Source organism: Desulfurispirillum indicum S5, assembly GCF_000177635.2.
Classification (GTDB): Bacteria; Chrysiogenota; Chrysiogenetes; order Chrysiogenales; family Chrysiogenaceae; genus Desulfurispirillum; species Desulfurispirillum indicum.
In genome coordinates, this window is record NC_014836.1 from 2,701,342 (window position 1) to 2,727,084 (window position 25,743).

General features: G+C 58.5%; 20 protein-coding genes. 3 read left to right on the forward strand and 17 right to left on the reverse strand.

Going from position 1 to position 25,743, the window contains the following annotated elements; all coding sequences use genetic code 11:
* Positions 1-20: 20 nt before the first annotated feature.
* The 12 genes from SELIN_RS12610 to SELIN_RS12665 form a co-directional block, all read right to left on the reverse strand.
* Positions 21-3,644 (reverse strand): nitrate reductase subunit alpha, encoded by a 3,624-nt coding sequence (locus SELIN_RS12610; protein ID WP_013507029.1) that lies wholly within the window; start codon positions 3,642-3,644, stop codon positions 21-23.
* Positions 3,641-4,183 carry a c-type cytochrome gene (locus tag SELIN_RS14240; RefSeq protein ID WP_013507030.1) on the reverse strand — a complete coding sequence of 181 codons (543 nt, stop codon included), beginning with the start codon at positions 4,181-4,183 and terminating at the stop codon, positions 3,641-3,643. The genes SELIN_RS12610 and SELIN_RS14240 overlap by 4 nt, the downstream gene beginning before the upstream one ends.
* A 291-nt stretch (positions 4,184-4,474) precedes the next feature.
* Positions 4,475-5,050 (reverse strand): DUF1007 family protein, encoded by a 576-nt coding sequence (locus SELIN_RS12620; protein WP_041726128.1) that lies wholly within the window; start codon positions 5,048-5,050, stop codon positions 4,475-4,477.
* Position 5,051: 1 nt separating this feature from the next.
* Positions 5,052-5,837 carry a nickel/cobalt transporter gene (locus tag SELIN_RS12625; RefSeq protein WP_013507032.1) on the reverse strand — a complete coding sequence of 262 codons (786 nt, stop codon included), beginning with the start codon at positions 5,835-5,837 and terminating at the stop codon, positions 5,052-5,054.
* 108 nt (positions 5,838-5,945) lie between these two features.
* Positions 5,946-7,277, reverse strand: a complete 1,332-nt coding sequence (locus SELIN_RS12630) for a sigma-54-dependent transcriptional regulator (RefSeq protein WP_041727020.1) — start codon at positions 7,275-7,277, stop codon at positions 5,946-5,948.
* A gap of 2 nt (positions 7,278-7,279) precedes the next feature.
* Positions 7,280-8,875 carry a sensor histidine kinase gene (locus SELIN_RS12635; RefSeq protein WP_013507034.1) on the reverse strand — a complete coding sequence of 532 codons (1,596 nt, stop codon included), beginning with the start codon at positions 8,873-8,875 and terminating at the stop codon, positions 7,280-7,282.
* A 1-nt stretch (position 8,876) separates the two neighbouring features.
* On the reverse strand, positions 8,877-9,293 hold the full coding sequence (locus SELIN_RS15290) for a hypothetical protein (protein ID WP_013507035.1): 417 nt from the start codon (positions 9,291-9,293) through the stop codon (positions 8,877-8,879).
* Complete coding sequence (locus tag SELIN_RS12645; RefSeq protein WP_013507036.1) at positions 9,269-10,222, reverse strand: hypothetical protein; 954 nt, start codon at positions 10,220-10,222, stop codon at positions 9,269-9,271. Before SELIN_RS12645 ends, SELIN_RS15290 begins: the two co-directional genes overlap by 25 nt.
* Complete coding sequence (locus SELIN_RS12650; protein ID WP_013507037.1) at positions 10,219-11,118, reverse strand: DUF4405 domain-containing protein; 900 nt, start codon at positions 11,116-11,118, stop codon at positions 10,219-10,221. The genes SELIN_RS12645 and SELIN_RS12650 overlap by 4 nt, the downstream gene beginning before the upstream one ends.
* A 122-nt stretch (positions 11,119-11,240) precedes the next feature.
* Positions 11,241-11,603: a hypothetical protein gene (locus SELIN_RS12655; RefSeq protein ID WP_013507038.1), complete on the reverse strand. Its 363-nt coding sequence runs from the start codon at positions 11,601-11,603 to the stop codon at positions 11,241-11,243.
* 445 nt (positions 11,604-12,048) lie between these two features.
* The gene (purD, locus tag SELIN_RS12660; protein WP_013507039.1) at positions 12,049-13,320 is read right to left on the reverse strand and encodes a phosphoribosylamine--glycine ligase; all 1,272 of its coding nucleotides are present in this window, start codon (positions 13,318-13,320) and stop codon (positions 12,049-12,051) included.
* A gap of 11 nt (positions 13,321-13,331) precedes the next feature.
* Entirely contained in the window at positions 13,332-13,985 is a 654-nt protein-coding gene (locus SELIN_RS12665) for a GntR family transcriptional regulator (RefSeq protein ID WP_013507040.1), read from the reverse strand.
* Between the two features lie 170 nt (positions 13,986-14,155).
* On the opposite strand from SELIN_RS12665, the gene purB reads away from it, so the two are divergent.
* Positions 14,156-15,589, forward strand: coding sequence for an adenylosuccinate lyase (gene purB, locus SELIN_RS12670; RefSeq protein WP_013507041.1), 1,434 nt, complete (start codon positions 14,156-14,158; stop codon positions 15,587-15,589).
* Between the two features lie 9 nt (positions 15,590-15,598).
* Positions 15,599-16,177 (forward strand): YfaZ family outer membrane protein, encoded by a 579-nt coding sequence (locus SELIN_RS14245; RefSeq protein ID WP_013507042.1) that lies wholly within the window; start codon positions 15,599-15,601, stop codon positions 16,175-16,177.
* 297 nt (positions 16,178-16,474) lie between these two features.
* Here SELIN_RS14245 and SELIN_RS12680 read toward each other — a convergent pair whose 3' ends face one another.
* The 5 genes from SELIN_RS12680 to SELIN_RS12705 all read right to left on the reverse strand — a co-directional run bounded on the left by SELIN_RS12680 (position 16,475) and on the right by SELIN_RS12705 (position 22,732).
* Positions 16,475-17,779 carry a M16 family metallopeptidase gene (locus tag SELIN_RS12680; RefSeq protein ID WP_013507043.1) on the reverse strand — a complete coding sequence of 435 codons (1,305 nt, stop codon included), beginning with the start codon at positions 17,777-17,779 and terminating at the stop codon, positions 16,475-16,477.
* Positions 17,776-18,384 carry a phosphoribosylglycinamide formyltransferase gene (gene purN / locus SELIN_RS12685; RefSeq protein WP_013507044.1) on the reverse strand — a complete coding sequence of 203 codons (609 nt, stop codon included), beginning with the start codon at positions 18,382-18,384 and terminating at the stop codon, positions 17,776-17,778. The genes SELIN_RS12680 and purN overlap by 4 nt, the downstream gene beginning before the upstream one ends.
* On the reverse strand, positions 18,377-19,426 hold the full coding sequence (gene purM / locus SELIN_RS12690; RefSeq protein WP_013507045.1) for a phosphoribosylformylglycinamidine cyclo-ligase: 1,050 nt from the start codon (positions 19,424-19,426) through the stop codon (positions 18,377-18,379). Before purM ends, purN begins: the two co-directional genes overlap by 8 nt.
* 1,134 nt (positions 19,427-20,560) lie before the next feature.
* On the reverse strand, positions 20,561-21,718 hold the full coding sequence (locus SELIN_RS12700; protein WP_013507046.1) for a DNA-binding transcriptional response regulator: 1,158 nt from the start codon (positions 21,716-21,718) through the stop codon (positions 20,561-20,563).
* Positions 21,719-22,732: a deoxyguanosinetriphosphate triphosphohydrolase gene (locus SELIN_RS12705; protein WP_013507047.1), complete on the reverse strand. Its 1,014-nt coding sequence runs from the start codon at positions 22,730-22,732 to the stop codon at positions 21,719-21,721.
* Between the two features lie 448 nt (positions 22,733-23,180).
* Here SELIN_RS12705 and SELIN_RS12710 point away from each other — a divergent pair, with 448 nt between their 5' ends.
* Positions 23,181-25,724 (forward strand): bifunctional aconitate hydratase 2/2-methylisocitrate dehydratase, encoded by a 2,544-nt coding sequence (locus tag SELIN_RS12710; RefSeq protein WP_013507048.1) that lies wholly within the window; start codon positions 23,181-23,183, stop codon positions 25,722-25,724.
* The last annotated feature ends 19 nt before the right edge of the window (positions 25,725-25,743 follow it).

The window sequence follows — 25,743 nt, forward strand, 5'->3', positions numbered from 1 at the left end:
CAATAGAGGGAATTCACGGCTTACCATTGGGGCTCTCCTTCCAGTTTGCGGATGAGCACAAAAGTATCCCGGTTGGTGCCGGTGGGACCCCAGTAGTTAAAGCCATAGGTAAACTGACCGTAGCCACCGGCCATGAGATTTGGCTTGAGACGGGTGCGGATCAGGCTGTTGTGGCTGCCACCCCGCCCTCCCCGCAGCGGCGATTTGGGCACGCCGACGGTGCGCTCAGGAGCGTGATAGATAAAGGCGATGCCCTCGGGAATACGCGCGCTGACCACCGCCCGGGTCATGACAACGCCGTGGTCGTTGTACACCTCGACCCAGTCATTGTCCTGCAGGTCGATGCGGGCGGCATCCCGGTCATTGATCCACAGGGGATGCAGGCCCCGTGACAGGGTAAGCATGCGGTGGTTATCACCATAGGTGGAGTGAATACCCCACTTGCCATGGGGGGTCAGATAGTTCAGGGCGATGGTCCGACCTTCCGGTTCACTGGCCACCAGATCCTGCAGCAGAGCGGCCTCCAGTTTCGGCTTATAGGTAGGCAGGTGTTCACCGTAGGCCAGATAGCTCTGGTGATCCAGGTAGAAGTGCTGACGTCCGGTCAGGGTCCGCCAGGGCACCAGGCGCTCCACATTGAGGCAGTAGGCGCTGTAGGCGCGACCATCATTACTGATACCCGTCCAGCAGGGGCTGGTGAGCAGACGGCGGGGCTGGCGGGCGATATCCTCGAAACTGGTGCGCACACTGCGGTTTTTCTCTGCCAGATCCACCAGGGGCAGCCCCACCTTCTTCTCCTCGGCCACAAAGGCGCGGTAAGCCACCTCGCCATTGGTCTCCGGTGCCAGGTGCATGATGATATTGGCGGCATCGGACGCCCTTTCCAGCGATGGATAGCACTGACCATCCCACTGGTGCACCGGGCGCGAGGCCAGCAATTCGTCGTATTCGGGCTGCACCGACCAGGTAAGGCCGTGCATGCTCAGGCCATTCTCACGGGCCCCCGGCCCCAGGGAGAGCATGCGCTGGTAGAGGTCCACGTAGTTGCGCTCCACCACCACCAGGCCCGGCATGGTTTTCCCGGGAATGGGCTCACATTCGCCACGGCTCCAGTCGCGCACCTCGCGCTGGGCCATTTCCGCGGGAGTATCGTGCTGCAGGGGCACCGCCACCACATCCAGGATGGGCTCGGGCAGGTGCACTAGCGCCAGCTCACTGACCTTGCGGGCGATGTCCTGGAAGATATCCCAGTCGGGACGAGCCTCCCAGCAGGGCGCTACCGCCGCCTGCAGCGGGTGGATAAAGGAATGCATGTCCGTGGTATTCAGGTCGTCTTTTTCGTACCAGGTGGCCGTGGGCAGCACCAGATCCGAATACAGGGCGCTGGTATCCATGCGGAAATTGATATCCACCACCAGATCCAGTTTGCCCTCGGGAGCCTTTTCACGCCAGACCGCTTCCGTGACACCATCGCGAGCAGTCTCAGGGGCAATGGCGCTGGAGTGGGTACCCAGATAGTGCTTGAAAAAGTACTCCTGCCCCTTGGCACTGGAAGAGAGGGCATTGCCCCTCCAGATAAACCACAGGCGCGGCCAGTTTTCGGGGGCGTCGGGGTCCTCCACCGCAAAGTGCAGTTGCTTCTGTTTGAGCTGTTCGACAGACCAGGCGACGATGGCAGGGGCGTCCTTGGCTCCGTCGGCCTGGGCAGCAGCAGCCAGATCCAGGGAATTGCGGTTGAACTGAGGGAAAAACGGCAGCCAGCCGCGCTTGACCGCCCGTACCTGATGATCCATGGTGTGCCCGCCTGCCAGGGGACCATCATGGCTCGCCGGATTCAGCTGCTCTTCGTCAACCGCCCGCTCATAACGCCACTGATCGCTGTGCACATAGTGAAAAGAGGGAGTGTTCTGGAAACGTGGCGGCCTGGTCCAGTCCAGGGCTCCGGCAATGGTCAGCCAGGGAGCCATGGGAGCCAGTTTTTCCTGCCCCACATAGTGATTGAGTCCACCGCCATTCTTGCCCACACAGCCACACAGCATGAGGGCCACAATCCCGGCACGGTAGGTGAGATTGGCATGATACCAGTGGTTGATGCCGGCACCGATGATGATGGAACACTTGCCATCGGTGCGCTGAGCGGTATCCGCCCACTCCCGGGCAAAGCGGATCACAGTGTCGCGGCCCACCCCACTGTACTTTTCCTGCCAGGCCGGGGTATAGGGTGCCGTTTCGTCATCAAAGTCACGGGCGCAGCCCTCGGCGACACCGGGCCGGGCCACGCCGAACTGGGCCATCAGCAGGTCATACACCGTGGTGACAGCAATGGTGCCGCGATCACTTTCCACGTAGCGCACGGGAACGCTGCGCAGGAGCTTCTCCGTTCCGGCAAAGTCATCGAACCGGACTTTCAGCACCTCGTCATTTTCATCGGCGAAGCTCAGGCGCGGACTGATGGGCTTGCCATCGAGACCATCTTCCATCTTCAGGTTCCACTCACCCTTGCGCTCCTGCCAGCGAAAGCCGAGGGACCCCAGGGGCATGCGGGGAGCACTGCTCGTCTCATCCCAGACCAGGAACTTGAACTCCCCGTTTTCCACCTCCCGGTAAGGTGTCAGTTTCGCAGCGGGCACCATGCGTCCGGGCTGCCAGGAGTCCTGGCGCTTTTCCAGTTCAATCAGAAAGGGACTGTCCGTATAGCGCTTCACATAGTCCAGGAATGCCGGCGTCGGGGCCTCGTGGTGATACTCCTTGAGAATCACGTGGTTGACCGCCATCCAGAAAGCACCATCCTGGCTGGCATGCACCGGAATCCACCAGTCGCCATACTTGGAGGTCATATTGAGATCGGGGGAGAGAACCGCAACCTTGGTGCCGTTGTGCCGGGCCTCCGCCAGAAAGTGCACATCGGGAGTGCGGGTCATGCCCAGGTTGGCACCCATGACCGCGATAAACTTGCTGTTATACCAGTCGGCACTTTCGGCCACATCGGTCTGCTCCCCCCAGATTTCCGGTGAAGCATTGGGCAGATCACAGTACCAGTCGTAGAAGGAGAGGTTCACCCCGCCCAGCAGCTGCAGAAAACGCGAGCCGGCCGCATAGCTGAGCATGGACATGGCGGGAATGGGCGAAAAGCCGATGACCCGGTCGGGGCCGTATTTCTTGATCGTATAGATGGTGGAAACGGCAATCATTTCCAGCGCTTCCTCCCAGTCGATACGACGGAACCCCCCTTTGCCGCGGGCCTGCTGATAGGCGCGACGGCTCTCGGGACTCTCCACGATGGAGGTCCAGGCATCCACCGGATCATCGTGCTGGGAGCGGGCCTCGCGCCACAGATCCTGCAGTACCCCACGCAGATAGGGGTATTTGACCCGCAGCGGGCTGTAGAGATACCAGGAGCAGGAAGCGCCCCGCTGGCATCCCCGAGGTTCATAGGGAGGAATCTCTCCTGCCAGCGGGGGGTAGTCAGTGGCCTGCATCTCCCAGGCGACAATGCCATCCTTGACGGCCACATTCCACGAACAGCTGCCGGTGCAGTTGACCCCGTGGGTACTGCGCACCACGCGATCATGCTGATGGCGGTTGCGGTAGAAATCTTCCCAGGTGCGGGCCTGGGGGTCGATGATATCCTGTATCCAGCTCATAGACTTTTCCTCCCTGCAGTGGATGAAATGGGTGTCATGGTCCGCTGAACTCTGGCGGCACTTCGTCGCCGGCTCAACAGAAAGAAAAGGCCAAAGAGTATGGCGGCGCCCAATGCTCCATGGAGCACAAAGCCAGAGGACGTGCCGCGAACCGGTGAGCTCTCAGCTGACTGGGCGAGAAAGGCGGTAACATGTCGCCTTTCGTCCTCGGTCAGTGGACGCTCCCGATAGATGGCCGCCATAGTGGGGAAGTGGTGCAGGTTTTCCAGAAGAGTCTGTATCCCTTCGGGGCTGAGGAAATGGGAGAGATAAGTCAGGTCACTGGCCAGACTGGCGTTGCCGGCCACGCCAAACTCGGCGGCGCCCAGGCCATGGCAGGCAATACAGGATGCCCCTCCATTGGCGTAGGCCGCACCGCCAAAATACCATTGCCGCCCGTCGTCAACACTGCCTGGCGCAGAGCAGGCAGAGCCGGCAAGGATAAACAGAAAGCCGATGACCGCCAGCGCGCAGATACCGAAACGTCCTGAATACATCATGCGTTTACCTCCTTGACCATGCTGTTCAATCAAGCACGATACCAAGAGTAAAACGCTATTTTATTTAAAGAAAATTGATCTACATCAAGAAATGGCCAAGATAATTCATTCACTTAAACACTTGTTTTCGTGAAGATTTGAACTTGCAGCGCATCTCATTTCCGGAAAACGCCGTTCAGTGAACATAAAAACAAGTACTGACAGGACTGGTTCTTTTTAAGATTGAATCTGTGCGTGGCAACGCAAATGAGGTGACGGAAAATGCCTTTCAGGGTAACGGAAAAAGCGCGCTCAGTTGGGCTGAGTAAAGCGGAAGCCCTGGGCGTAGAACATGCCGAAACGTCGCTCGCCAAGGGAGAATGCTGGTTGCACTCCGGTAAAGGCGATGCGCTCGGTCTTGATGTCCAGAGCCATGAACCCCTCTTCATCAGCGGCATAGACGCCAATCTTCCTGCCCGGGGGAAGGAGAAGGTTCGTGCGCAGCTCAAAGCGCATGACCAGCTTGTTGCCTTCTACGGTAACCCGGAAATTCTCGCCCTGCAGAGGAGCATTGGCGGCCTTGTCATCAAGAAAAATATGGGTGAAATAGCTGTATGGACCAAGCTGGTTGAAAATGCGCTGGCGGATGACCTCTTCTTCGGGCGGATCAATCTGCCCGTTCCCGTTGCGGTCAAAATCCATGAGATAGAGAGCGGTATTCATCTCATCAAAACGCCACTCCACATCAATGCGCTCCAGGTGGCTTCTGTGAATATGCAGGTGATAGGAAGCGTCTATAAACATATGGGGGTGAGCCACAGCCGGTACCGTCGACAGGCAAGCCAGCATCAACACGATAACGGCGACGGGTGAGAATTTCCGGGCCATGTTAACCAAAGCGGCCACCTCCCGTTGACATGGGCTCGGCCAGCAGCAGCAGGATACCGACGCCAATAACCACCAGCGGTCCTGCCAGAGAGAAAAAGCGGGCGATGGGCAATTTTGTGTGTCTGCTGACACTGCGAGTCTTGACCGTTGCCAGAGCCACCAGACAGATAGTCAGACCCATGCCGACACTCATGGCCACCGTGGCGGCTATTCCCACAGCCAGCTGACCCAGCAGCAGGGCGAAGAGCAGCACCGTCATGACGCCGGGGCAGGGCACAATACCCGCCGCCAAAGCCAGGCTGAAAATTCCCCGACGATCGGAGGCCAGAATCGGAACCTCTTCGCCGTGGTGATGCTGACACCCGCAGGAGCGGCCACTGCGCACAAATCGCCACAGCAGCCACACGCCGACCAGTATAATCAGTATGCCCGAAACATTCATCATAAGCGCTTCTGTTTCGGCAAAGCTCTGGCGAAATGTTGCCCGAGCTGCAAAATAGATGGTAAGGGAAACCGCCAACCCCGAGATCGCGTGAATCAGGGCAACCAGAGCACTGGCAAGCAGGGCGGATGAAAGCCGGGCATCCCTGGCCAGAAAGTATCCGGCCACCAGCGTCTTGCCGTGGCCGGGGCCAGCGGCATGCAGAGCGCCATAGAGAAAAGCCACTCCCAGCAACAGGAGAACCGCTTCCAGGCCACCGCTTTCCAGCTGGCGAAACAGGGAGGAAAGCTGGGCGTTAAGCTGGGCCTGCAGCTGCATCAATTCAGACAGAAGGCGCTGGAACATGATTTTCTCCTCAAACGGCTGTGACGGCAGTGGTAAAGCATCGAAAACCGCAGCTGTTACGGCAGAGAAAATACCCCAGTTCCTCCCTGCTGTCAAAGCGAACCGACGCTACTGGCGGAGAATCCGCAGCCTGGCCATCCTGTAGCGCAGCACCCGTTCACTGATGCCCAGCTCCTGGGCCGCGCGGGTCTGCACCCAGTCGTGGCGCTGCAGAGCTTCCTGCAGAATATGGCGCTCAAGGTCAGCCAGTCGCTCATCCAGGGAGGCACTCTGCTTCTGCTGGCTATAGTGGACAATTTCCGGTGGCAGGTCGGCCGGAGTGATCGTCTTCCCCCGCGCCAGGGTCACCGTGCGCTGAAGCAGATGCTCCAGTTCACGCACATTGCCAGGAAAAGGATACTTCACGAGCATATTCAGGGCCTCAGCAGAAAAGCGTACCTGCTCCATACCAAAGCGACGCAGGAAAAAGTCGACAAAGGCGGGTATATCCTCACGCCGGTGGCGCAGCGGGGGAATCTCCAGCTCCAGGACGTTAAGCCGATAGTAAAGATCTTCGCGAAAATCTCCCCTGCGCGACATCTCCAGCAGGTTGCGGTTAGTCGCGGCAATAAGTCGCACATCCACAGCAATCTCCTCCTCACCGCCAACCCTGCTTATACGTTTTTCCTGCAGAACACGCAGCAGCTTGGCCTGCATGGCCAGAGGCAGCTCACCCACCTCATCGAGAAAGAGCGTCCCGCCCCGGGCCTGCTCAAAGCGACCCCGCTTGCGGCTGATGGCTCCGGTGAAGGCCCCCTTCTCATGGCCAAAGAGCTCCGACTCAAAGAGGTTTTCCGGGATAGCGGCGCAGTTAAGGGCCACAAAAGGGCCATCACTGCGATCACTCAGCTGGTGAATGAGATTGGCAAAGAGCTCCTTGCCCGTTCCCGTCTCACCGTGAATCAGTACTGTCCAGGGTGAAGGAGCGATGCGCCGCACCATGGAGAGGAGCTGACGCATTGGGGGTGAATCCCCGGCCACCGTCATGGGAAGCTGACGCTCAGCCAGGTGGCCATTCACCTCCTGGACCTCATCGCTCACCACGATATCCTGGGCCAGCTCCTGCAGCTTGCCCAGCAGCTGGGTCAGATCCACTGGTTTTTCCAGAAAATCCACCGCCCCCAGCTTCATAACCTGAACCGCCATGTCGACGGCACCATAGGCGGTGACCATTATGGCGCGCACCAGGGGATTGATCGCCTTGAGCTCGGCCAGCAACTGGTCGCCATTCATATCGGGCATGCGATGGTCGAGAAGAACCAGGTGCACCGGCAGGCGTTGAAAAATTTCAAGGGCCTGCGCGGCATTGGCCGCCGTCAGAACCTCGAAGCCCTGTTTGAGTAAAAAACCTTCCAGCATCTGGCGCTGCATGGCCTCGTCATCGACAATAAGGATTTTTATGCTCACAGCTGACTCCTTTGCTGACACGTTCCCCCGGCGGGAAGCACCACCGTCACGCGGAAAATACCAGTCTGGGGGCTCTCCAGGAACAGCTGACCGCCATGGGCCTCCACAATGCGCCGGGCAATGGGCAGACCCAGGCCACTGCCCTGGGTCTTGCTGGTCACATAGGGCTCCAGCAGATGATCCATGTGGACAGATGATCCATCGTATCCACTGTTCTCCAATATCATCACCAGATGATGCTCCTGACGGTACAGACCCACCGTCAGTCGACCACCATGGGGAGCAGCCTCAAGGGCATTTTTCACCAGATTCTCCAGCGCCTGGCAGAGCAGTTCGGGGTCAGCACTCAGACTCCCCGTGAACTGCCAGTCAACCTCAACAGTAATATCCTGTTGCGTAAAGCCATTACGATAAAGGGACAGCACCGAGGAGACCAGCTGCTGCGGATCAATCTGCTGGCACCTGGGCTGTACCGGGTGGGCGTACTCCCTAAGGGCGCTGACAATACGGCTGGTGCGCTCCACGGCAGAACGCATGGAGTACAGCAGCTCCTGCTGCTCCGGCTCCAGTTGCGGCACCTCCATGGAAAGGCGCTGCAGACCCATACTGATGGCATTCAACGGATTTTTGATCTCATGGCTGATGGTGGCAGTGGCGCGCCCGATGGTGGCATCCTCATGCTGCTGGGCCAGCTGACGCTCGGCGGCCTGGACCGTCGCCAGGTGCGCCTGCTGCATGCGTGAGAGGAGCCAGGCAAACAGCAGCCCCACCAGAATCAGCAGAGCACTGAAAACAACGAACTCCCCCCACAGACGCTGCACCCGGTCGTAATAGTGATCGGCATCCTGATTGACCACCAGCCACTTTCCGCCATCCAGGGGCAGGGTAATGACGACCTCGCGGGAACGCGGAAGCATCTGAATACCGGTATCCCGCTGATCCGAGAAACCAGGGGGCGGGCTGTCCATCACTTCAACGCGTTTCATATGGGGCAGAGCTCCCAGTGAACCAAGCATCGCCTCCAGACCGCTTCGCTCCTCCAGGAGATGCAGAGCACTCGCGTCAAACCCCACCTGAATACGATAATCCTCCTGGGGGGAGAGGCGGCTGAGGACAAAAAGCTTCTGCTCCCGCAGGTGAAAAAAGCCCTCATCCTCTCCAATGGTTTCCCCCAGCCAGCCCCGGGGACCCTCCACCAGCTGCTGAGGCCCGGCCGCTGAAGCGATGCGTATTCCGGCCAGCCCCGCCTCCTGGGCAAAAGCCGTAAGCTCATCATCGGTAAAGGGTTCAATGCTGTTGAGGTAGGCGATAAACTCAGCGGTACTGCTGAGGAAAATATGGGCGGTGCTGCTGAGCAGCTGGCCCGTCGTGGTGGCAGTACGGGTATTGAGCAGGAGAACCTCTGCCAGCAGCTGGGCCTGCTCGGCAGTGTGCTCGGAGAAGGTGCGGGTATTGTGGCTGGCCTGCCAGGAGAAGTAGATCAGGGTCAGAAGAATCAGCAGGCCTATAACCAGTATATTGCCGCGACGATAGCGACTGGCGCGGGGAATCGGAGAACTCAGAGGAGAGTGTGGCGGTGCAGCAGTGACCATATCAGGGCCTCCTTCCCCGCTGGGAGCCCAAGCCGGCACCAGCGCCATGCCCCTGCCGGGACTCGCCCAGGCGGGAGCGCACACCGGTACGATCCTCGCGCTGAGGCCCCAAACCCATGCGCGGCGCAATGTGCTGCAGGCGGATGTGCCCCTGGGCATCAAGGGCCTCGCCGCGCAGACGTACCACGGCATCGGGGCGCATCTGCTGGCTCCAGCGCTCTATCTGTTCCTGGCTGAAATGCACGGTGAGCAGCGACTCCCCGGTGACATCAGCCGGAGTATCCAGCTCTATATGCATTTCTCCCTTTTCCAGATCAATCGCGACAACGCGCCCCTGAATCATTTCGGCGCTGACCGAAACAGGGGACAAAAACATGCAGATGAGCAGGGCGTTCAGAAAGACCAGTAGAGAACGCATTGGGTTACCTCCCGACGGTAACTGCTGTGGGGTGGCTGCGAGTCAAGATCATGGTGAAACCACTGCAAGCGCAACTCCACCGGCCCCCGGTACCAGCCTATACCCACCGTTGTGGAAAGCGCGTCTTCACGATACGGCTCAAGCTCGTTACCGTCGACAAAGCGCCTGTTTGCCTTGATTGCGCCAAGACTGACAATCAGGTATTCCGAGAGAAACCAGTGCAGCCCCATGCCGGCTTCACTCCCCGTATACCCTTCTCCGGGAAAGCTTGATGATACCCGAGTAGAGGCCAGATGTACATTGACATCCAGGGAAGCATTCAGATACCACAGGACAGAAGCCTCTGTGGTCTGATACACCTCCTTTGCCCCCGGCGTTGAGACACTGTTGATGCTGGTGTTACGCCAACCCGATCCACGGCCGGAAATAGCGCTTTCCTCACCAGAGACATCCTGAAAGCGGTCTTCGCCTCGAAAGTGGCTGACTCCCAACCTGACGCGATCAGCAGCCTGCCAGTACAGGGATACTGCGCCCTGAACACCGCGAAAGGAGTCGATCACCTCCTCTTCATCGCGGAAATCCACAATATCCAGCCCCAGACGCCCCAGGAAACCTTCTGCCAGGGGAACTTCCAGGGCAGCGCCTGCGCCCGCCCTGCGCTGGTCGTGGCGACTTTCATAGACACGCGTGCTCAGGTGCCCGCTGAAACTCAGAACCGTGCCACCGTCTTCCGGCAGCACTTCATGGAACAGCTCAAGGGAGGGTTGTACAAATACGGCACTCCATGAATGTTCATTATCCGCATGGTTATACGCCTCATAACCAACCCCTGTCCCCACCGTTGCCGTCACAGCTGATGCTGCGCTGCTGCACGCGATGGCAAGGCTGCAGGAAAAGAACACTGATCGCTTCAGATGGGAATATTTCATAATTCCAGACGACTTCCCGAATCCGTTTCTGCCGCCCCTATCAACTCATAAATCCGGGTCGGCGTGAGTCCGGCCCGCTCACCAATAACGCGCAGGGTTTCGCTGCCCTGGGCGACAATTCCCTGATGCCTCAGTGCCTGCAGAGCGTGTTCCAGGGCTATGCCATGCTCACGGCATACCTGCTCCAGGCTCATGCGCCCGAGGCCCGAAGGGGCAACGGCAGCAGCGTCATCACGAAGCTCCGGGTTGACGGGAACAGGGGCGGGCAGCGTACGAGGATCGTCCTGAATGGCATTATAAAGCGCCATGGGAGAGATACCCGAAAGGGCGTAGAGCTCTTCAAGACTCTGTTCGCCTGAAGTCACCGACACCCCTGCTTCGCGCAGAACCTCTATCGCAGCCGTCAGGTCAAACCCCTGGCGACTGGCCAGAACCCTCAGGGGCGACTGCTCCGCGTGCCCGTAGGGCGCCTGGACATCCTGACCATACCAGGCCTCCTTGAGGCGCCCTCCCAGCTCCATAATAGTGCCAAAGGGAGGAAAGAGGCTGATGCTGCCAAAGACCAGCAGCCCGGTCAGGCCAAGGCTGACCAGCAGTTCCCCTTTGAGGCTGAAAGCCCGCGTAGCACGGTTGCGCAGGTAGAAGAGCAGCACTTTCCAGTTATAGAGAATATGGAAAATCACGGCGACGACGAAGGCAAAAGAGGCAATGGTGTGCATGGCCTCCCAGCCGCCCTTGTCAACACCCAGGAAATGCCACCCCGCCCAGCGGGCAACCCTGCCTTCCGGAATGACATAAAGCAGAAGCCCGCTGATGGTGAGAAGAATTGCGTTCAGAGTAAGAAACAGGGAAACAAATCCGCGCACATGGAATGACCTGGTGGGTGCAACGCTCATGAAAAGCTCCAGTAAAGAAAATGTGTACCCCGATGGGCAAGGGGGGGCCGCCACGTCACTCCACCGGCAGAAAAGATCTCTGCGTGTGGTGGAGTGAAAAGCGATGCCGGGAAAAACTCCACTTAGCGGCGGGGTCCACCACCGCCACTGGACTCGCTGTTGCCACGAGCACGATCGGCATTGCGGGCACCCAGAGCTGCACGTTCACTGCGTCGTTCTTTACGCAGGGCTTCGCGGCCGACAAAATTGTCGCAGTTGCCATCACCGTTCGCATCGACAAAATTTTCGCCGGCGTTGCGGCCAGCGCCGGTACCACGGGTGGGGCGGCTGTCCGCCACACCATCTCCCGTGGTGTCCACCCAGAAGGTGCCAGGGGCTGGACGGGTGTCAGTCTGGGCAGCAGCGGGCGCAATAAAAGTAAAGGCAGCAAGGGCAATAAAGGCGATTGAGGCGGCAGTGCGCAAAGGGTTCATGTGCTTTTTCATGGTAAGCTCCTTGAAAAGTGTTTCCTCCATCTGGAGGGGTAAAGTTGCCAGCTCCCGTGTGCTGGCTCGGGAAACACTTTTCATGTGAGCAACTGGCGTGCCAACACGACAAAGCATTAATAGAAAATGCTTTACAATTCAGCAGAGGCAGGAAAAGGCGACAGATCCTGTCACGGCTCGACATTTTTGTCGAAAGGGTGGAGAAAGCAGCAGGCTTTTCAGGGTTCTGCCGATAAAAAAATCCCCCCGGTGGCGCTGCACCCGGGGGGCCGCTTCCCAGCCACTTTTTGCGGGTAAAAAGTGGCAAAAGAAACTCGTATATATGGTGAGGATAACGTCAAGCGACGCCGTCTATGCAGAACCATTTCTGCCATTTCAATATGGCATCAGTGTCGACGCCGACAACCTGCCGCTTCGGGGGGGTGCGAAACTTCAGATATCCGTTTTATTTCTTTAGTCCCTTGGCGCCGATATCGCGGCGGAAGTAGGCGCCTTCCCAGTGAATACAGTCGGTGGCGGCGTAGGCGCGATCGATGGCCTGCTGCAGGGTATTGCCCTTGGCGGTCACTCCCAGCACGCGCCCTCCGCTGTTGACGATCTGGCCATCTTTTTCGGCGGTTCCCGCGTGGAAGACCATCACGTCTTCCACGGCGGCGGCACGATCAAGCCCGCTGATGGGAAAACCCCTGGTGTACTCGGCGGGATAGCCGCCACTGGCCATGACCACGCAGATGGTGGGGTCGTCATGCCACTCAATGGTGGTCTCGTGCAGGCGGCCCTCCACGCAGGCCAGCATGATTTCCACAATATCGCTTTTCAGGCGCATGAGCACCGGCTGGGCTTCGGGGTCACCAAAGCGCACGTTGAACTCCAGCACCTGGATCCTGCCCTGGTCAATCATCAAGCCACCGTAGAGGATGCCTTTGAAGGGGCGACCTTCGCGGGCCATGCCGTCAATCATGGGCTGCATGACCGTCCGCATGGCTTCCTGCTGCAGTTCGGGGGTCAGGATGGGGGCAGGGGAGTAGGCGCCCATGCCACCGGTATTGGGGCCGCGATCCCCTTCGTAGACCTGTTTGTGGTCCTGGGCAGGCACCATGGCCACAGCGGTTTTGCCATCACAGAAAGCCAGCAGGCTGGCCTCTTCGCCAGCCAGGAAATCCTCAATGACCACTTCGTCGCCACTGGTTCCGAACACCTTGTCTTCCATGATATGGGCGATGGCCTCCAGGGCCTCTTCAACGGTAAAGGCCACAGTAACGCCTTTGCCCGCCGCCAGGCCACTGGCCTTGACCACGATGGGAGCACCCTTTTCCTGAACATAGGCACGGGCGCTGGCAGCATCGGTGAAGGTGCGGTGCTGCGCGGTGGGAACGCCATACTTGTCCATGATCATCTTGCAGTAGGCTTTGGAGCCCTCCAGCTCGGCAGCACCCTGGGATGGACCGAAGGCCTTCAGGCCACAGGACTCAAAAAAGTCCACGATACCCAGAGTCAGGGGCAGTTCCGGGCCCACCACGGTAAGATCGATATGTGTATCCCTGGCGAAGCTTGCCAGACTGTGCAGATCGTCCACGGCAATATCCACGCACTGGGCGATGGTCGCAATACCAGGGTTTCCGGGCGCGCAGTAGATATTTTCCACACGGGGTGATTGGCTGATTTTCCAGACGAGGGCATGCTCACGCCCCCCGCCACCGACGACGAGGATATTCATACAGGCTTCCTTTATGATTTTTTACTGAGCAGGAGTTTCTTGAGGCGTTCGCCACTCTGCAGAACGTGATTGTACACCAGATCCTCCACCAGCTTGGCATCTTTGGCCCCAAAGGCATCAATTATGCTCTGATGGTCAAGGACAGCGGCGTCAACCTTGTCAGTCATGGTCATGGCCAGGTTGCGGAAGCGGTCGAACTGCCGTGAAAGGCTGTAGAGAATGCGAATAAGCCGCTCGTTCTGACACTTGTTGATGAAAATGGCGTGAAAACTGTTGTTAATAAAAGAGTAATCGCGACTGACCACCTGCCCCTGCAGCTTTTCCAGCTCCGTGTTCTTGCGGGACATCACCGCGATATCCTCCGGGGTGATGTAGGGAGCGCTGAGATAGGCGGCCAGCCCCTCAAGCTTGGCGGCAATCAGGTAGAGATCGTCGACGTCCTTGGGGGTAATCTCGGTGACAATGGCTCCCTTGCGGGGAATGATTTTGATAAAACCCTCGCCTTCCAGTTGACGGAAAGCTTCGCGGATAGGTGTTCGGCTGATGCCGAAGCGCTCCGAGAGCTTGGGCTCCACCAGGCGTTCACCCGGCTTGAGCGTGCACAATATAATATCTTCACGAATGCTGTCAGCTATAGTATCCTTGAGCGACTTTCCGTATTCCATGGGTGCCCCCTGCCAAGAGAGTTATTCTTGCATAATCTAGCATGATTGGCATACTGTATACAATCGCTAAGATTCCCGGGCAGCCCTTCGACGGAAAACTTTTTTCACCCACGCCGGGGAAGATTCCGGCAATATCTGCTCCTTTTCCAACTCCATTCGAGGTTTTCTTCATGCGCAACGATATCTATGTTTCGCCTTTTTCCCAACGCTATGCTTCCAAGGAAATGTCCTACCTCTTCAGCAATGATTTCAAATTCTCCACCTGGCGAAAACTGTGGGTAACCCTGGCACGCTGCCAGCGGGAACTGGGCCTGGATATCACCCAGGAGCAGATCGACCAGATGGAAGCCCATATTCACGATATCGACTATGAGCAGGCCGCCGCATTTGAAAAGAAACTGCGCCACGACGTCATGGCCCATGTGCACACCTTTGGCGAGCAGGTGCCCGAAGCCATGCCCATCATCCATCTGGGAGCCACCAGCGCCTACGTGGGAGACAACACCGATCTGATCCAGATGCGTGAAGCCCTGGAGCTGGTGCGCGCCAAGCTGGTCAATCTCATGCAGAACCTGGCCGACTTCGCCCTGAAACATAAAGATCTGCCCACCCTGGGATACACCCACTTCCAGCCAGCCCAGCTGACAACCGTCGGCAAGCGGGCGGCCCTGTGGCTGCAGGATCTGCTGCTGGACTTCCATGAAATCGAGCATCGCATCGACCAGCTGCACTTCCGCGGCGTCAAGGGAACCACCGGTACCCAGGCGTCATTCATGGAACTCTTCAACGGCGACCACGCAAAAATCCGTCAACTCGACCAGATGGTCAGCCAGGCCATGGGCTTTGATAAGGTCCTCACCATCACCGGTCAGACCTACAGCCGCAAACAGGATGCCCTGGTGCTGGGAAGCCTGGCGCAGCTGTCCAGCAGTGCCCACAAGATGGCCACCGACCTGCGCCTGCTGGCCAACCTCAAGGAAGTGGAAGAGCCCTTCGAAAAAGACCAGATCGGCTCATCGGCCATGGCCTACAAACGCAATCCCATGCGCAGCGAGCGAGTCTGCGCCCTGGCACGCTTCGTCATGAGCAACGTGATGAATCCCCTGCAGACCCAGTCTGTCCAGTGGTTCGAGCGCACCCTGGACGACTCGGCCAACAAACGTCTGGCAACACCCGAAGCCTTCCTGGCCACCGACTCCCTGCTGGATATACTCATCAACATCACATCGGGCATGGTGGTCTACCCCAGGATGATCCACAAGCACCTCATGGCCGAACTGCCCTTTATTGCCACCGAAAACATCATGATGGCCGCCGTCAAGAAGGGCGGCAACCGCCAGGAAATTCACGAAATCATCCGCCAGCACTCCATCGCTGCCGGCAATCAAGTCAAGATGGAGGGCGGGGAAAATGACCTGCTGCAGCGCCTGGCCGACGACACGCGCTTTGACCTGAACCTGCAGGAGCTGCAGCAGACCCTGGAGCCTTCCCGCTATGTGGGCCGCGCGCCCCAGCAGACCGAAGAATTCATACGCGACGAAATCCAGCCCATCCTCAAACACTATGCCCACGTCCTCGGGGTATCAGTGGAACTGAAAGTATAGGAGAATGCAATGAGCCCAATGGCACGAATCAAGCGCGGCATCTGCAGCGTGGCGCTGCTCTGCCTGTTCAGCGTACCCGCTCTGGCCGACTGGCTGGACATCAACATCAACGACGAAACCCTGTTCCTGGAATACAGTTACATGCCGTTCTATGAAAGCAACCTGCACATGAGCTTCGGATACCTGTACTACTCCGAAAGCGATGGAGATGACGTGCACGCCGGCATGATCGGCATGTTCATCGCCGAGCGCCTGGCGGAAAACACCAGCGTCGCCATCGGCGGCAAGGCCTATGCCATCGACGCCCTGGGAGAAAAAGCCGTCTCCATCGCCCTGGGCGGCGCCGTGCGCCAGAACTTCCCCTTCGCGCCCCTGGCAGGCGTGGAGGCCTATGGGTACATGGCCCCCAAGGTAACCTCCTTTGGCAAAGCGGAACGCATGTTTGAAACTGGCGCGCGAGTCTTCTACGAAGTGCTGGTCAACGCTGATGTGTACCTGGGCTATCGCAACCTGCAGGTCAAGTACGACGGTGGCTCCATGGAAGAAGCGGAAGACGGGTTTCATATCGGCCTGAGAATGCGCTTCTGAGCAAGGCCGCAAAACGCCCCCCATGCTGCCCTTTTCAGCAAACCTCTTGCCTGGAACTGGGGACCCACCCATCGTGGCGATTTGTTTACGGTTGCCGCCCTCGTGGCAAGGCAGAAGCAGTCAGCTCCCCCCTGAGCCCGTCCGGTGAGTGCGACGCCTGGCTGGCAAGACCCGAACGGGGCACTCACAGGAAGTGAGTGCCCCGGCAGCACTGCAGGGAAGCAGGGAAAGTGAAGTACTTACGCGCGGCAACCGACTGGCATTTAACGCCTCAGGCCCAAGCCAAGAGCTGAAAAATCACCTGGGCTGATCCGCCCCATAGACAAGGAAATCTGGTTCTGCGTCCAGCCACTGCTGGGCGCATTGCTGTATCTGCTGGGCCGTGACGGCAAAGATACGCTCAGGATAGCTGGCATCGTGCTCGGCACCCAGCCCCATGGCAATATTCAGCAGTGCCGAAAATCCCTGATCGCCGATGGTTTCACGGCTGAGGGCATGATTTCCCACCAGGTAATTCTGAGCCCGCTGCAGCTCGCTCTCGCTGACCAGCTCGTCGCGAAGCTGACGAAAGTGGCGCTGCATGGCATCCAGCGCATAGGCCGCGTTGTGGCGCGCCGTACCCATATAGGCATCGATGGAAGCGTTGACCATGGTGGTCCCCAAGCTGGCATTCACCGAATAGGCCAACCCTTCTCTCTCCCGCAGCTGGCTGAACATACGGCTTCCCATGCCACCACCCAGTATGGCGGTTCCCACCTGCAGGGGAGGAAAGCAGGGGTCATCAGCTCCGGGGGCCCCATAGCGCAGGAAGATGTGGGCCTGCTGACCGGGCGCGTCGTGCCAGCGCTGCAGGGGCGAGGCCGTATCGAAGTGCACAAATGCCTTCAGGGCAGTCTCATCATCGGCGGGCAGGGCGCTGAGCTGACTGACGACCAATTCAATCAACGGCTGATCAAGGTCGCCGGCCAGCAGGAAGTACGCACCACCAGAGCGGGCGATAACCCGGCGGTGGTAGTCGCGAACCTCGTCAATACTCAGGTTTGCGGTGGCTTCAGCATCGCCGGTGGCCGTGAAAGCCATGGGGGTACCGGCAAAGAGTTCGCGGCGAAAAAGCCAGGCGCCGTGACGGTGGGCGATGGCCTGCCGGTTGGCAATGGCCGCCATGGTCTGGTTGCGGATAACTTCAAAGCGCTCCGGCGGCAGCAGTGGTTCGCGCTGCATGGAGACGAGGAAGGAGAGGGTGGTCGCCGCGTCATCACGGTGAACCGTAGCGCTGAGAGCTCCCAGGCGATTATAGCTCTGGGCACCGATGGAGCCACCGTTCTCCTCAATGGAGTGCAGCTGCTGCCGGGAGTAAGTGCGGGTGCCCTCACTGAGCAGGGCGTAGGTTATGGAAGCCAGGGAGTTGTCTTCGGATTGGGCCACGACGCCACCGGGCTGGTAGAAGCCCATGGAGACCAGCGGCAGGTTTGCGTCACGCAGCATCACCATGGTGATACCATTTTCCAGAGTGCGTATCTCGGCACCATTGCGCGCGGCGGCAGTACACACCAGCAGGACGCTCAGCAGCACCCCGGTCAGGACACGCTGCCACGCCTTCATTTCAGCAACACCCGGCGGCCCTGAATTTCATACTTCCCCGCAACCACCAGGGCAATGGCTTCGCTGTAGGCCACATGCTCCTGCTCCAGAATACGACGGGAGAGAGCGGCAGCATCATCGGCAGGCAGCACGGGCACAACCTTCTGCACGATAATCGGCCCCGCATCCAGGTCGTTGGTCACAAAGTGAACCGTGCAACCCGAATAGCGCACACCGTAGTCAAGGGCCTGCTGCTGGGCATCCAGCCCGATGAAGGAAGGCAGCAGGGAAGGGTGGATATTGAGAATGCGCCGGGGAAAAGCATTGATAAAGCCTTCTCCCAGAATGCGCATGAATCCGGCCAGAATAATGAAGTCCACGTTGCGGGCCTGCAGACCATCGATCATGGCCTGCTCCCACTCCTGCTTGCTGGCGTACTGCCTGCGGGCGCAGACCATGGTGTCGATGCCCCGCCGGCGGGCCTCTTCCAGCCCAGGGGCATCGGGCTTGTCGGAAAGCACCACATCAATATGGCACCCCTGGAGGGCACCGCTGGCAATCGTTTCGGCAATGGCCACAAAGTTGGAGCCACGCCCGGAGAGCATGACCGCCAGCTTCTTACTCATAGCGCACCTGCTGGTTCCCATCCACGATGCGGCCAATGACAACCGGAGACTCACCCATGGCGTGAAGGCGATCCATGGCAGCCGCTGCTTCGGCTTCACGAACCACAATCAGGAAACCACAGCCCAGATTGAAGGTGCGGGCCATCTCCTCGAAGGGCAGGTTCCCCATCTCCTGAAGAAGCTTGAATATGGGTTGGGTCGGAATGGCATCCCGCTGCAGCAGGGCATCAAGACCAGCCGGCAGGATGCGGGGAATATTTTCAGTCAGACCACCACCGGTCACGTGCACCATACCCTGAACACTGACCTGCTCCAGCAGGCCCATGACAGTGGAGACATAGATGCGGGTAGGCTCCAGAAGCGTCTGCCCCAGGGGTTTTGCCAACTCAGCCGGATGCCAGTCCAGGGGCTTGTTGTGCACCTCGAAAAAGAGGCGCCGCACCAGACTGTAGCCGTTGGAGTGGATGCCGCTGGAGGGCAGGGCGATGATGGCATCACCGGTGCGAATACCGGAGCCATCAATAACGCGATCCTCATCCACCACGCCCACCACGAAACCAGCCAGATCATATTTGCCATCGGGGTAGAAACCGGGCATCTCTGCTGTCTCGCCACCGATCAGGGCCGCGCGGGACTGCCGGCAGCCCTCGGCAATACCGGCAATGATATCGGTGTTTTTTATGGAAGAGAGTTTGCCACAGGCCAGATAATCCAGGAAAAACAGGGGCTCGGCACCCTGCACCAGAATATCGTTGACGCACATGGCCACCAGGTCGATGCCCACCGTGTCGTGCTGATCCATCATGATGGCCACCTGCAGCTTGGTGCCCACGCCATCGGTGCCGGAAACCAGGCACGGCTTGCGATACTTCTGGATATCCAGGCGGAACAGGGAACCAAAGCTGCCGAAATTATCCATGACACCGGGAGTAAAGGTGGATTTGACCATGGAGGCGATGTTGCGGACAAAAGCATTGCCGGCGTCAACATCGACACCGGCATCTTTATAGGTAATCGTCTTGGAAGTGTTGTCGTTGCTCATGGATAGAGATACCCTTCTGTTTTGTTTGGAATTATAGCGATGCGGCAGGTGGGCGGATATTGCCGATCCTGCCGTTTCATAAAAAATGTCCAGGTGCAAGGCACCCGCAGAGCGTGGAATAAAGCGCACTCCCCGTACGCTGCTGCGACGGGTGATAGCGGACAACGCCGCAGATGGAGGTTTCCAGGAAACACTTAGCACTCAACTTTCGCACCTTGTTATCTCGGGTTAAGGTGTTATTATTATGACGTTTATCGCATTGAGACCGTATTAATTTTGAATGCTTGACTTATCTGGCATTCCACTTTTCGTCTCCGGATATTGTCCTTTTTGACCGCGCAAAAAGGACACAAAAACGCGCCCCCCGAACGCCCGTTTTTCCGGATCATTGGCTCGCCTGTTCTGGAGATCCGGCAGCAGGCTGCTCAAAGAGGCCCATCTGCTGCGTTGCCGGGCATCGCTCGTCACTGCGACGTACAGGGAGTACGCCTCCCTCCTCCCTTTGCCCGCGCCTTGCACCTGGGCCTCTTTGCGTTGCCTGACCCCTGCCTCCCTGCAGTGCTGCCGGACCACTCACTTCCTGTGAGTGTCCCGTTCGGGTCTTGCCAGCCAGGCATCGCACTCACCGGACGGGCTCAGGGGGGGCAGCCTGCTTCTGCCTTTCCCCCGTGTACTTTCCCAGCCAGGACGCGCCGACTGGAACGCTATGGACCCGCAGGGTTGACGCCACGAGGGCGGCAACCGCAAACCAAAAGCCACGGAAGGCGGTTGTTTGCGGTCCCCAGTTCCAGACAAGCGGACGGCTGAAAAGGACAGCACTGGGGGCCGCTTCCCGGCCACTTTTTGCGGGAAAAAAGTGGCAAAGAAAAAAAGAGAAAAAGGGTTTTGTGCGTTAAGCAAAGCAGTTTATGCAAAACCAAATGTCCCCTTCCAGCGTGGCATCGGAATCCATACCGACACCCAGCTGTTTCGGGGGTGCGAAACTTGAGTTAGCAGTTTGCAGAAAGACCTCAAACGACGCAGGCAATTGAAAAATGCTCAGGTGCAAGGCGCTCGCGAAGCGAGGAATGAGACATACTCCCCGGACGTTGCAATGACGAACGACGCCGCAGGTGAGGGTTTTTCAGCAGCCTGTCAGATGTCGTCGATTTTAATCTGCTTCAGGCGCTCCAGCTCTTCCTCCACCACCTGGCGGGCGATTTCAGGCAGCATGTCCTGGATCTGTTCGCTGAGGAGCTCGCGCAGGTGTTCACGCAGGTTATGACGCAGAAAGTCCTCGATGTAGCTGCGATCGACCACAAAGCGCAGCTCGCTGAAGTCGCCCTTAGGCTCGGGGAAATACACCTTGGGAGTGAAGGATTCGGGAATGGTCAGCTGCAGATCTGTCAGGCGCACGTGATGATCACCAGAGCCACGGGCCGCAGCGGGCTCAGGCCTGATCTCCTCGGGCTCTTCCACATTCAGATAGGGATTTTCGTCATCACTGTCCTGAGCGTCCTTCAGCGCATCCAGCGTTGCGTCAGCACTCAGGTCATCCATATCGGCGAAGGCGTCGTCCAGGGGATCGGTTCCGCCTTCCTCAGGCAAAGCCACCGCGACATCGCCCATGGAATCAAGCACATCGTCCAGATTCTCCAGGTCGATATCGTCCATGGAGATCTCCTGATCCGCGCCAAAATTGTTGGACTTTTCCGAAACCTCATCATCTTCCGTTTCCAAAGCCTCTTCACCCAGCAGTTCATCCAGCGAGCCATCCTGGCTTTCCAGCAGACCCTCCAGCTCATGGGCGGTTTCGGAATCTATCTCCATATCCAGATTTTCAATATCCAGGTCTCCAGACGCCTCAGCGCTGTCCGGACGGAAAAGGTCGTTGATCTCCTTGGAAACCTCTTCATCCAGGGAGTTTGTTCCAATGCTGCTGAACAGGTCGTCAAAATCACTTGATGCGCCCGCGGCCGAAGTCACCAGCTCATCGTAGCACTGGATAAGTTCGTCGGGATCAAAGGGCTTCTTGATTTCGCGGCTGATGCCTTCAAGGCTCTCCACTTCACTGAACTCTCCGCGCAGAAGAACCACGGGGACGGTGCTGATACTTTGAATCAGAGCCTGCAGTTCATCCTGGTCGGCAACAAAATCCGCGTCCAGAAAGACAATGCCAGGGTCCTTTTCTTCAACGGTCTCGGAAAGCCCTTTGGCGTTGTCGGCAAAGAGCACTTCATATTCTTCGCTAAAGGTCAGCTCGAAGAGCTTGCGCAGACTCGGACTTTGATCAGCAACAACTATCGGGCGCATCTACATTCCCCAGGGTTTTGGTAGAAAGATTTTGTGGTATTGGTCCAATAAGTAACGGTCAGTCATGCCGGCCAGATAATCACACACCTGACGCTGCGGCGAAGCGTCTGTCACGCTGTACTCAATGGAGTTTATATGGTTTTGATAGTATTCGTAAAGTTCTTTTATTATCTTGTAAGCCTTTTCGAATTCAACCTGAATGCTTGGATGCGGATAAACCGCATTGTACATAAAGGTTTTCAGCTCCTCCGTGGCCTCATTCACCTCGTCGCTCATGAGGATAGCGGCATAATCACTTTGCATGGTGGTGAAAATAATATCCTCCACCATGCGCTGAATACGCTGGGAGTGGGTGCGCCCCAGAACCATCAGCGTCTGACGGGGAAGATCATCCTCATGGAGCAGCTCCGCCCGCAGAGCATCATCGATATCGTGGTTGATATAGGCAACAGCGTCGGAAATGCGCACCACCTGACCCTCCAGGGTCATGGGCAGATGAGCCTGACGCAGCTTTCCCTTGCCCTTGGAGTGCAGCAGAATGCCATCACGCACCTCGCGGGTCAGATTCAGGCCCGCTCCATGGTTTTCCAGCAGATCCACCACCCGCAGACTCTGATGCGCGTGGTGAAAGCCCTCTTCCATGATATCCGCCAGCACCCGCTCACCAGCATGGCCCATGGGCGTATGGCCAAGATCGTGCCCCAGGGCAATGGCCTCGGTCAGATCTTCGTTGAGCCCCAGCGCACGGGTGATGGTACGGGCGATCTGGGAAACCTCCAGCGTATGGGTCAGGCGGGTACGGTAGTGGTCGTTGGAGGGAGCCATGAAGACCTGAGTCTTGTGCTTGAGACGCCGAAACGCCTTGCTGTGGAGAATGCGGTCGCGGTCGCGCTGGAAAACCGTGCGGTAGGAGCATTCTTCTATGGGGCGCACCCTGCCGAGACTCTCGGAACTGAGAGTCGCCCGGGGATGCAGTATGGATTTTTCCCGTTGTTCCAGTTGCTGACGTATCATAAGACCATGAAGTAATCGGAATTGCCATCCCTGTCAAGCCCGCACATCCTCAAACAGCTTGCTGAAATACCTCACAACAAGCAGGCAATTGAAAAAACCACAGGTGCAAGGCGCCCGCAAAGCAAGGAGTGAAGCGTACTCCCTGTACGTTGCAGCGACGAGCGACAGCGGGTAACACCGCAGATGGGGGTTTTTCAGCAGCCTGCAAAGGGGACAAACGGGCGAAAAGACCCTTCCGCTCGCCTGTTCTCGTTCATCTGCGTCGGCCTCTTCCCCCTTCGCTGCGCTCTCGGGGCGCCACAAACCGTGAGCAGTAACGCCCCTGAATGTGCATATTTTCACCAAAACAGCACCCAAAAAACCACTTTCAATTGTATACAATGTTCTGCTAAAATGAAATCGTATTTTATTTTCAAGATTCACGTAAAACCTTCACAGGAGATTGTCAATGATTGAAGCCTACCTCCAACACGAAAAGGAACGCAGTGCCCAGGGCATTCCTCCCAAACCGCTGACTCCCGAGCAGACCGCCAGTGTCTGTGAAATGCTGCAGAACCCGCCTGCGGGCAAAGAAGAATTCCTGCTGGCGCTCCTGCGCGATCGCGTTTCCCCCGGTGTTGACCCTGCTGCCGAAGTAAAAGCCGATTTCCTGGCCAAAATCGCCAAAGGACAGGCCAGCTCTCCCGTCATATCCAAACAGGACGCCGTGAAAATGCTGGGCACCATGCTGGGTGGCTATAACCTCCAGTACCTGGTTGACCTGCTCCAGGACAGCAGCCTGGCCAATGAAGCCGCCGAAGCCCTCAAAGGCCTCGTGCTTATCTTTGACAAGCTGGAAAGCATCAACAAGCTGGCCGCCTCCAACCCCGCTGCCAAGAGCGTGATGGAGTCCTGGGCCAACGCCGAGTGGTTCACCCGCAAACCTGACTTCCCCGCCGAAATCAAAGTGAAAATCTTCCGCGTGGACGGCGAAATCAACACCGACGATTTCTCCCCCGCTTCCGAAGCCTGGAGCCGCCCCGACATCCCCCTGCACGCCCTGTGCATGGGGAACAAGCGCTTCCCCGGCGGCCTGGAGCAAATCGCCAAGATGCGCGCTGAAGGCTTCAGCGTGGCCTTCGTGGGCGACGTCGTGGGCACCGGCTCTTCCCGTAAATCCGCCTGTAACTCCCTGCTGTGGCACATCGGCGAAGACATCCCCTTCGTCCCCAACAAGCGCCGCGGCGGCGTTATCATCGGCAACGCCATCGCGCCTATCTTCTTCAACACCGCCCAGGATTCCGGCGCCCTGCCCCTGCGCTGCGACGTTTCCAAACTGAAAATGGGTGATGTGGTTACCATCAATACCGTTGAAGGCACCATCAAGAACGAAGCCGGCGAAACCCTGAGCACCTTCAAGGTCAACCCCGGCACCCTGAAAGACGAATACCGCGCCGGTGGCCGCGTACCCCTGATCATTGGCCGCTCCCTCACCAACAGTGCCCGCAAGCTGCTGGGCCAGGGCGAAAGCGACCTGTTCATCCAGCCCGATAACCCCCAACCCAAAGCTGGCCAGGGCTATACCCAGGCTCAGAAAATCGTTGGCAAAGCCTGCGGCCTGCCCGGCGTACTGCCCGGAACCGCCTGCGAACCCAAAATGACCACCGTCGGCTCCCAGGACACCACCGGCATGATGACCGCCGACGAGCTGAAGGAACTGGCCTGCCTCAAATTCCAGGCCGACATGTACATGCAGTCCTTCTGCCACACCTCCGCTTACCCCAAGCCAGCTGACGTGTCCATGCACAAGAACCTGCCAAACTTCGTGGCCGAGCGCGGCGGCGTAGCCCTGCGCCCCTCCGACGGAGTTATCCACTCCTGGCTCAACCGCCTGCTCATCCCCGACACCGTGGGAACCGGCGGTGACTCCCACACCCGCTTCCCCATCGGCATCTCCTTCCCCGCCGGTTCCGGCCTCATCGCCTTCGCCGGTGCCCTGGGCTTCATGCCCCTGGATATGCCCGAGTCCGTACTGGTGCGCTTCAAAGGCAAACTGCGCGAAGGCATCACCCTGCGCGACGTGGTCAACGCCATCCCCTACTACGCCATCAAGCAAGGCCTGCTGACCGTACCCAAAGCCGGCAAGATCAACTGCTTCAACGGCCGCATCCTGGAAATGGAAGGCCTGCCTGAGCTGAGCGTAGAACAGGCCTTCGAACTGACCGACGCCGCCGCCGAGCGCTCCGCCGCCGCTGGCTGCATCAAGCTCTCCGAAGCAAGCGTTGTGGCCTACCTCAAGTCCAACATCGCCCTCATGGAGCAGATGATCAAAGACGGCTACCAGGATGCCAAGACCCTTGAGAAGCGCATCGCCGACGTCAAAGAGTGGCTGAAGAACCCCAGACTCATCGAAGCCGACTCCAACGCCGAATACGCCGAAATCATCGAAATCAACCTGGACGAAATGACCGAGCCCATCGTGGCCTGCCCCAACGACCCCGACGACGTGAAACTCCTCTCGGAAGTTGCCGGCACCAAAGTGGACGACGTCTTCATCGGCTCCTGCATGACCAACATCGGCCACTTCCGCGCCGCCGCCAAAATCTTTGAGGGCGAGAAATTCAACCCCGGAGTGCGCACCTGGCTGACCCCTCCCACCCGCATGGACTACAAGAAGCTCATGGCCGAAGCCACCTTCGCCAAGTTCAGCGCCATCGGAGCCCGCATCGAGCAGCCAGGCTGCTCCCTGTGCATGGGCAACCAGGCCCGCGTCCCCGACAAGGTGACCGTGTTCTCCACCTCCACCCGTAACTTCGACAACCGCCTCGGTGACGGCGCCCAGGTCTTCCTCGGCTCCGCCGAAGTTGCCGCCGTGATCGCCCTGACCGGTAAAATCCCCACTCCCCAGGAGTACCTGGACATCTACCGCCAGCGCGTCGCCCCCCACGCCGCAGACGTGTACAACTACCTGCAGTTCGACGAACTGCCCCAGGACATCGTCTCCCTGGTGTAAACCTGCATCAGGCAGACCC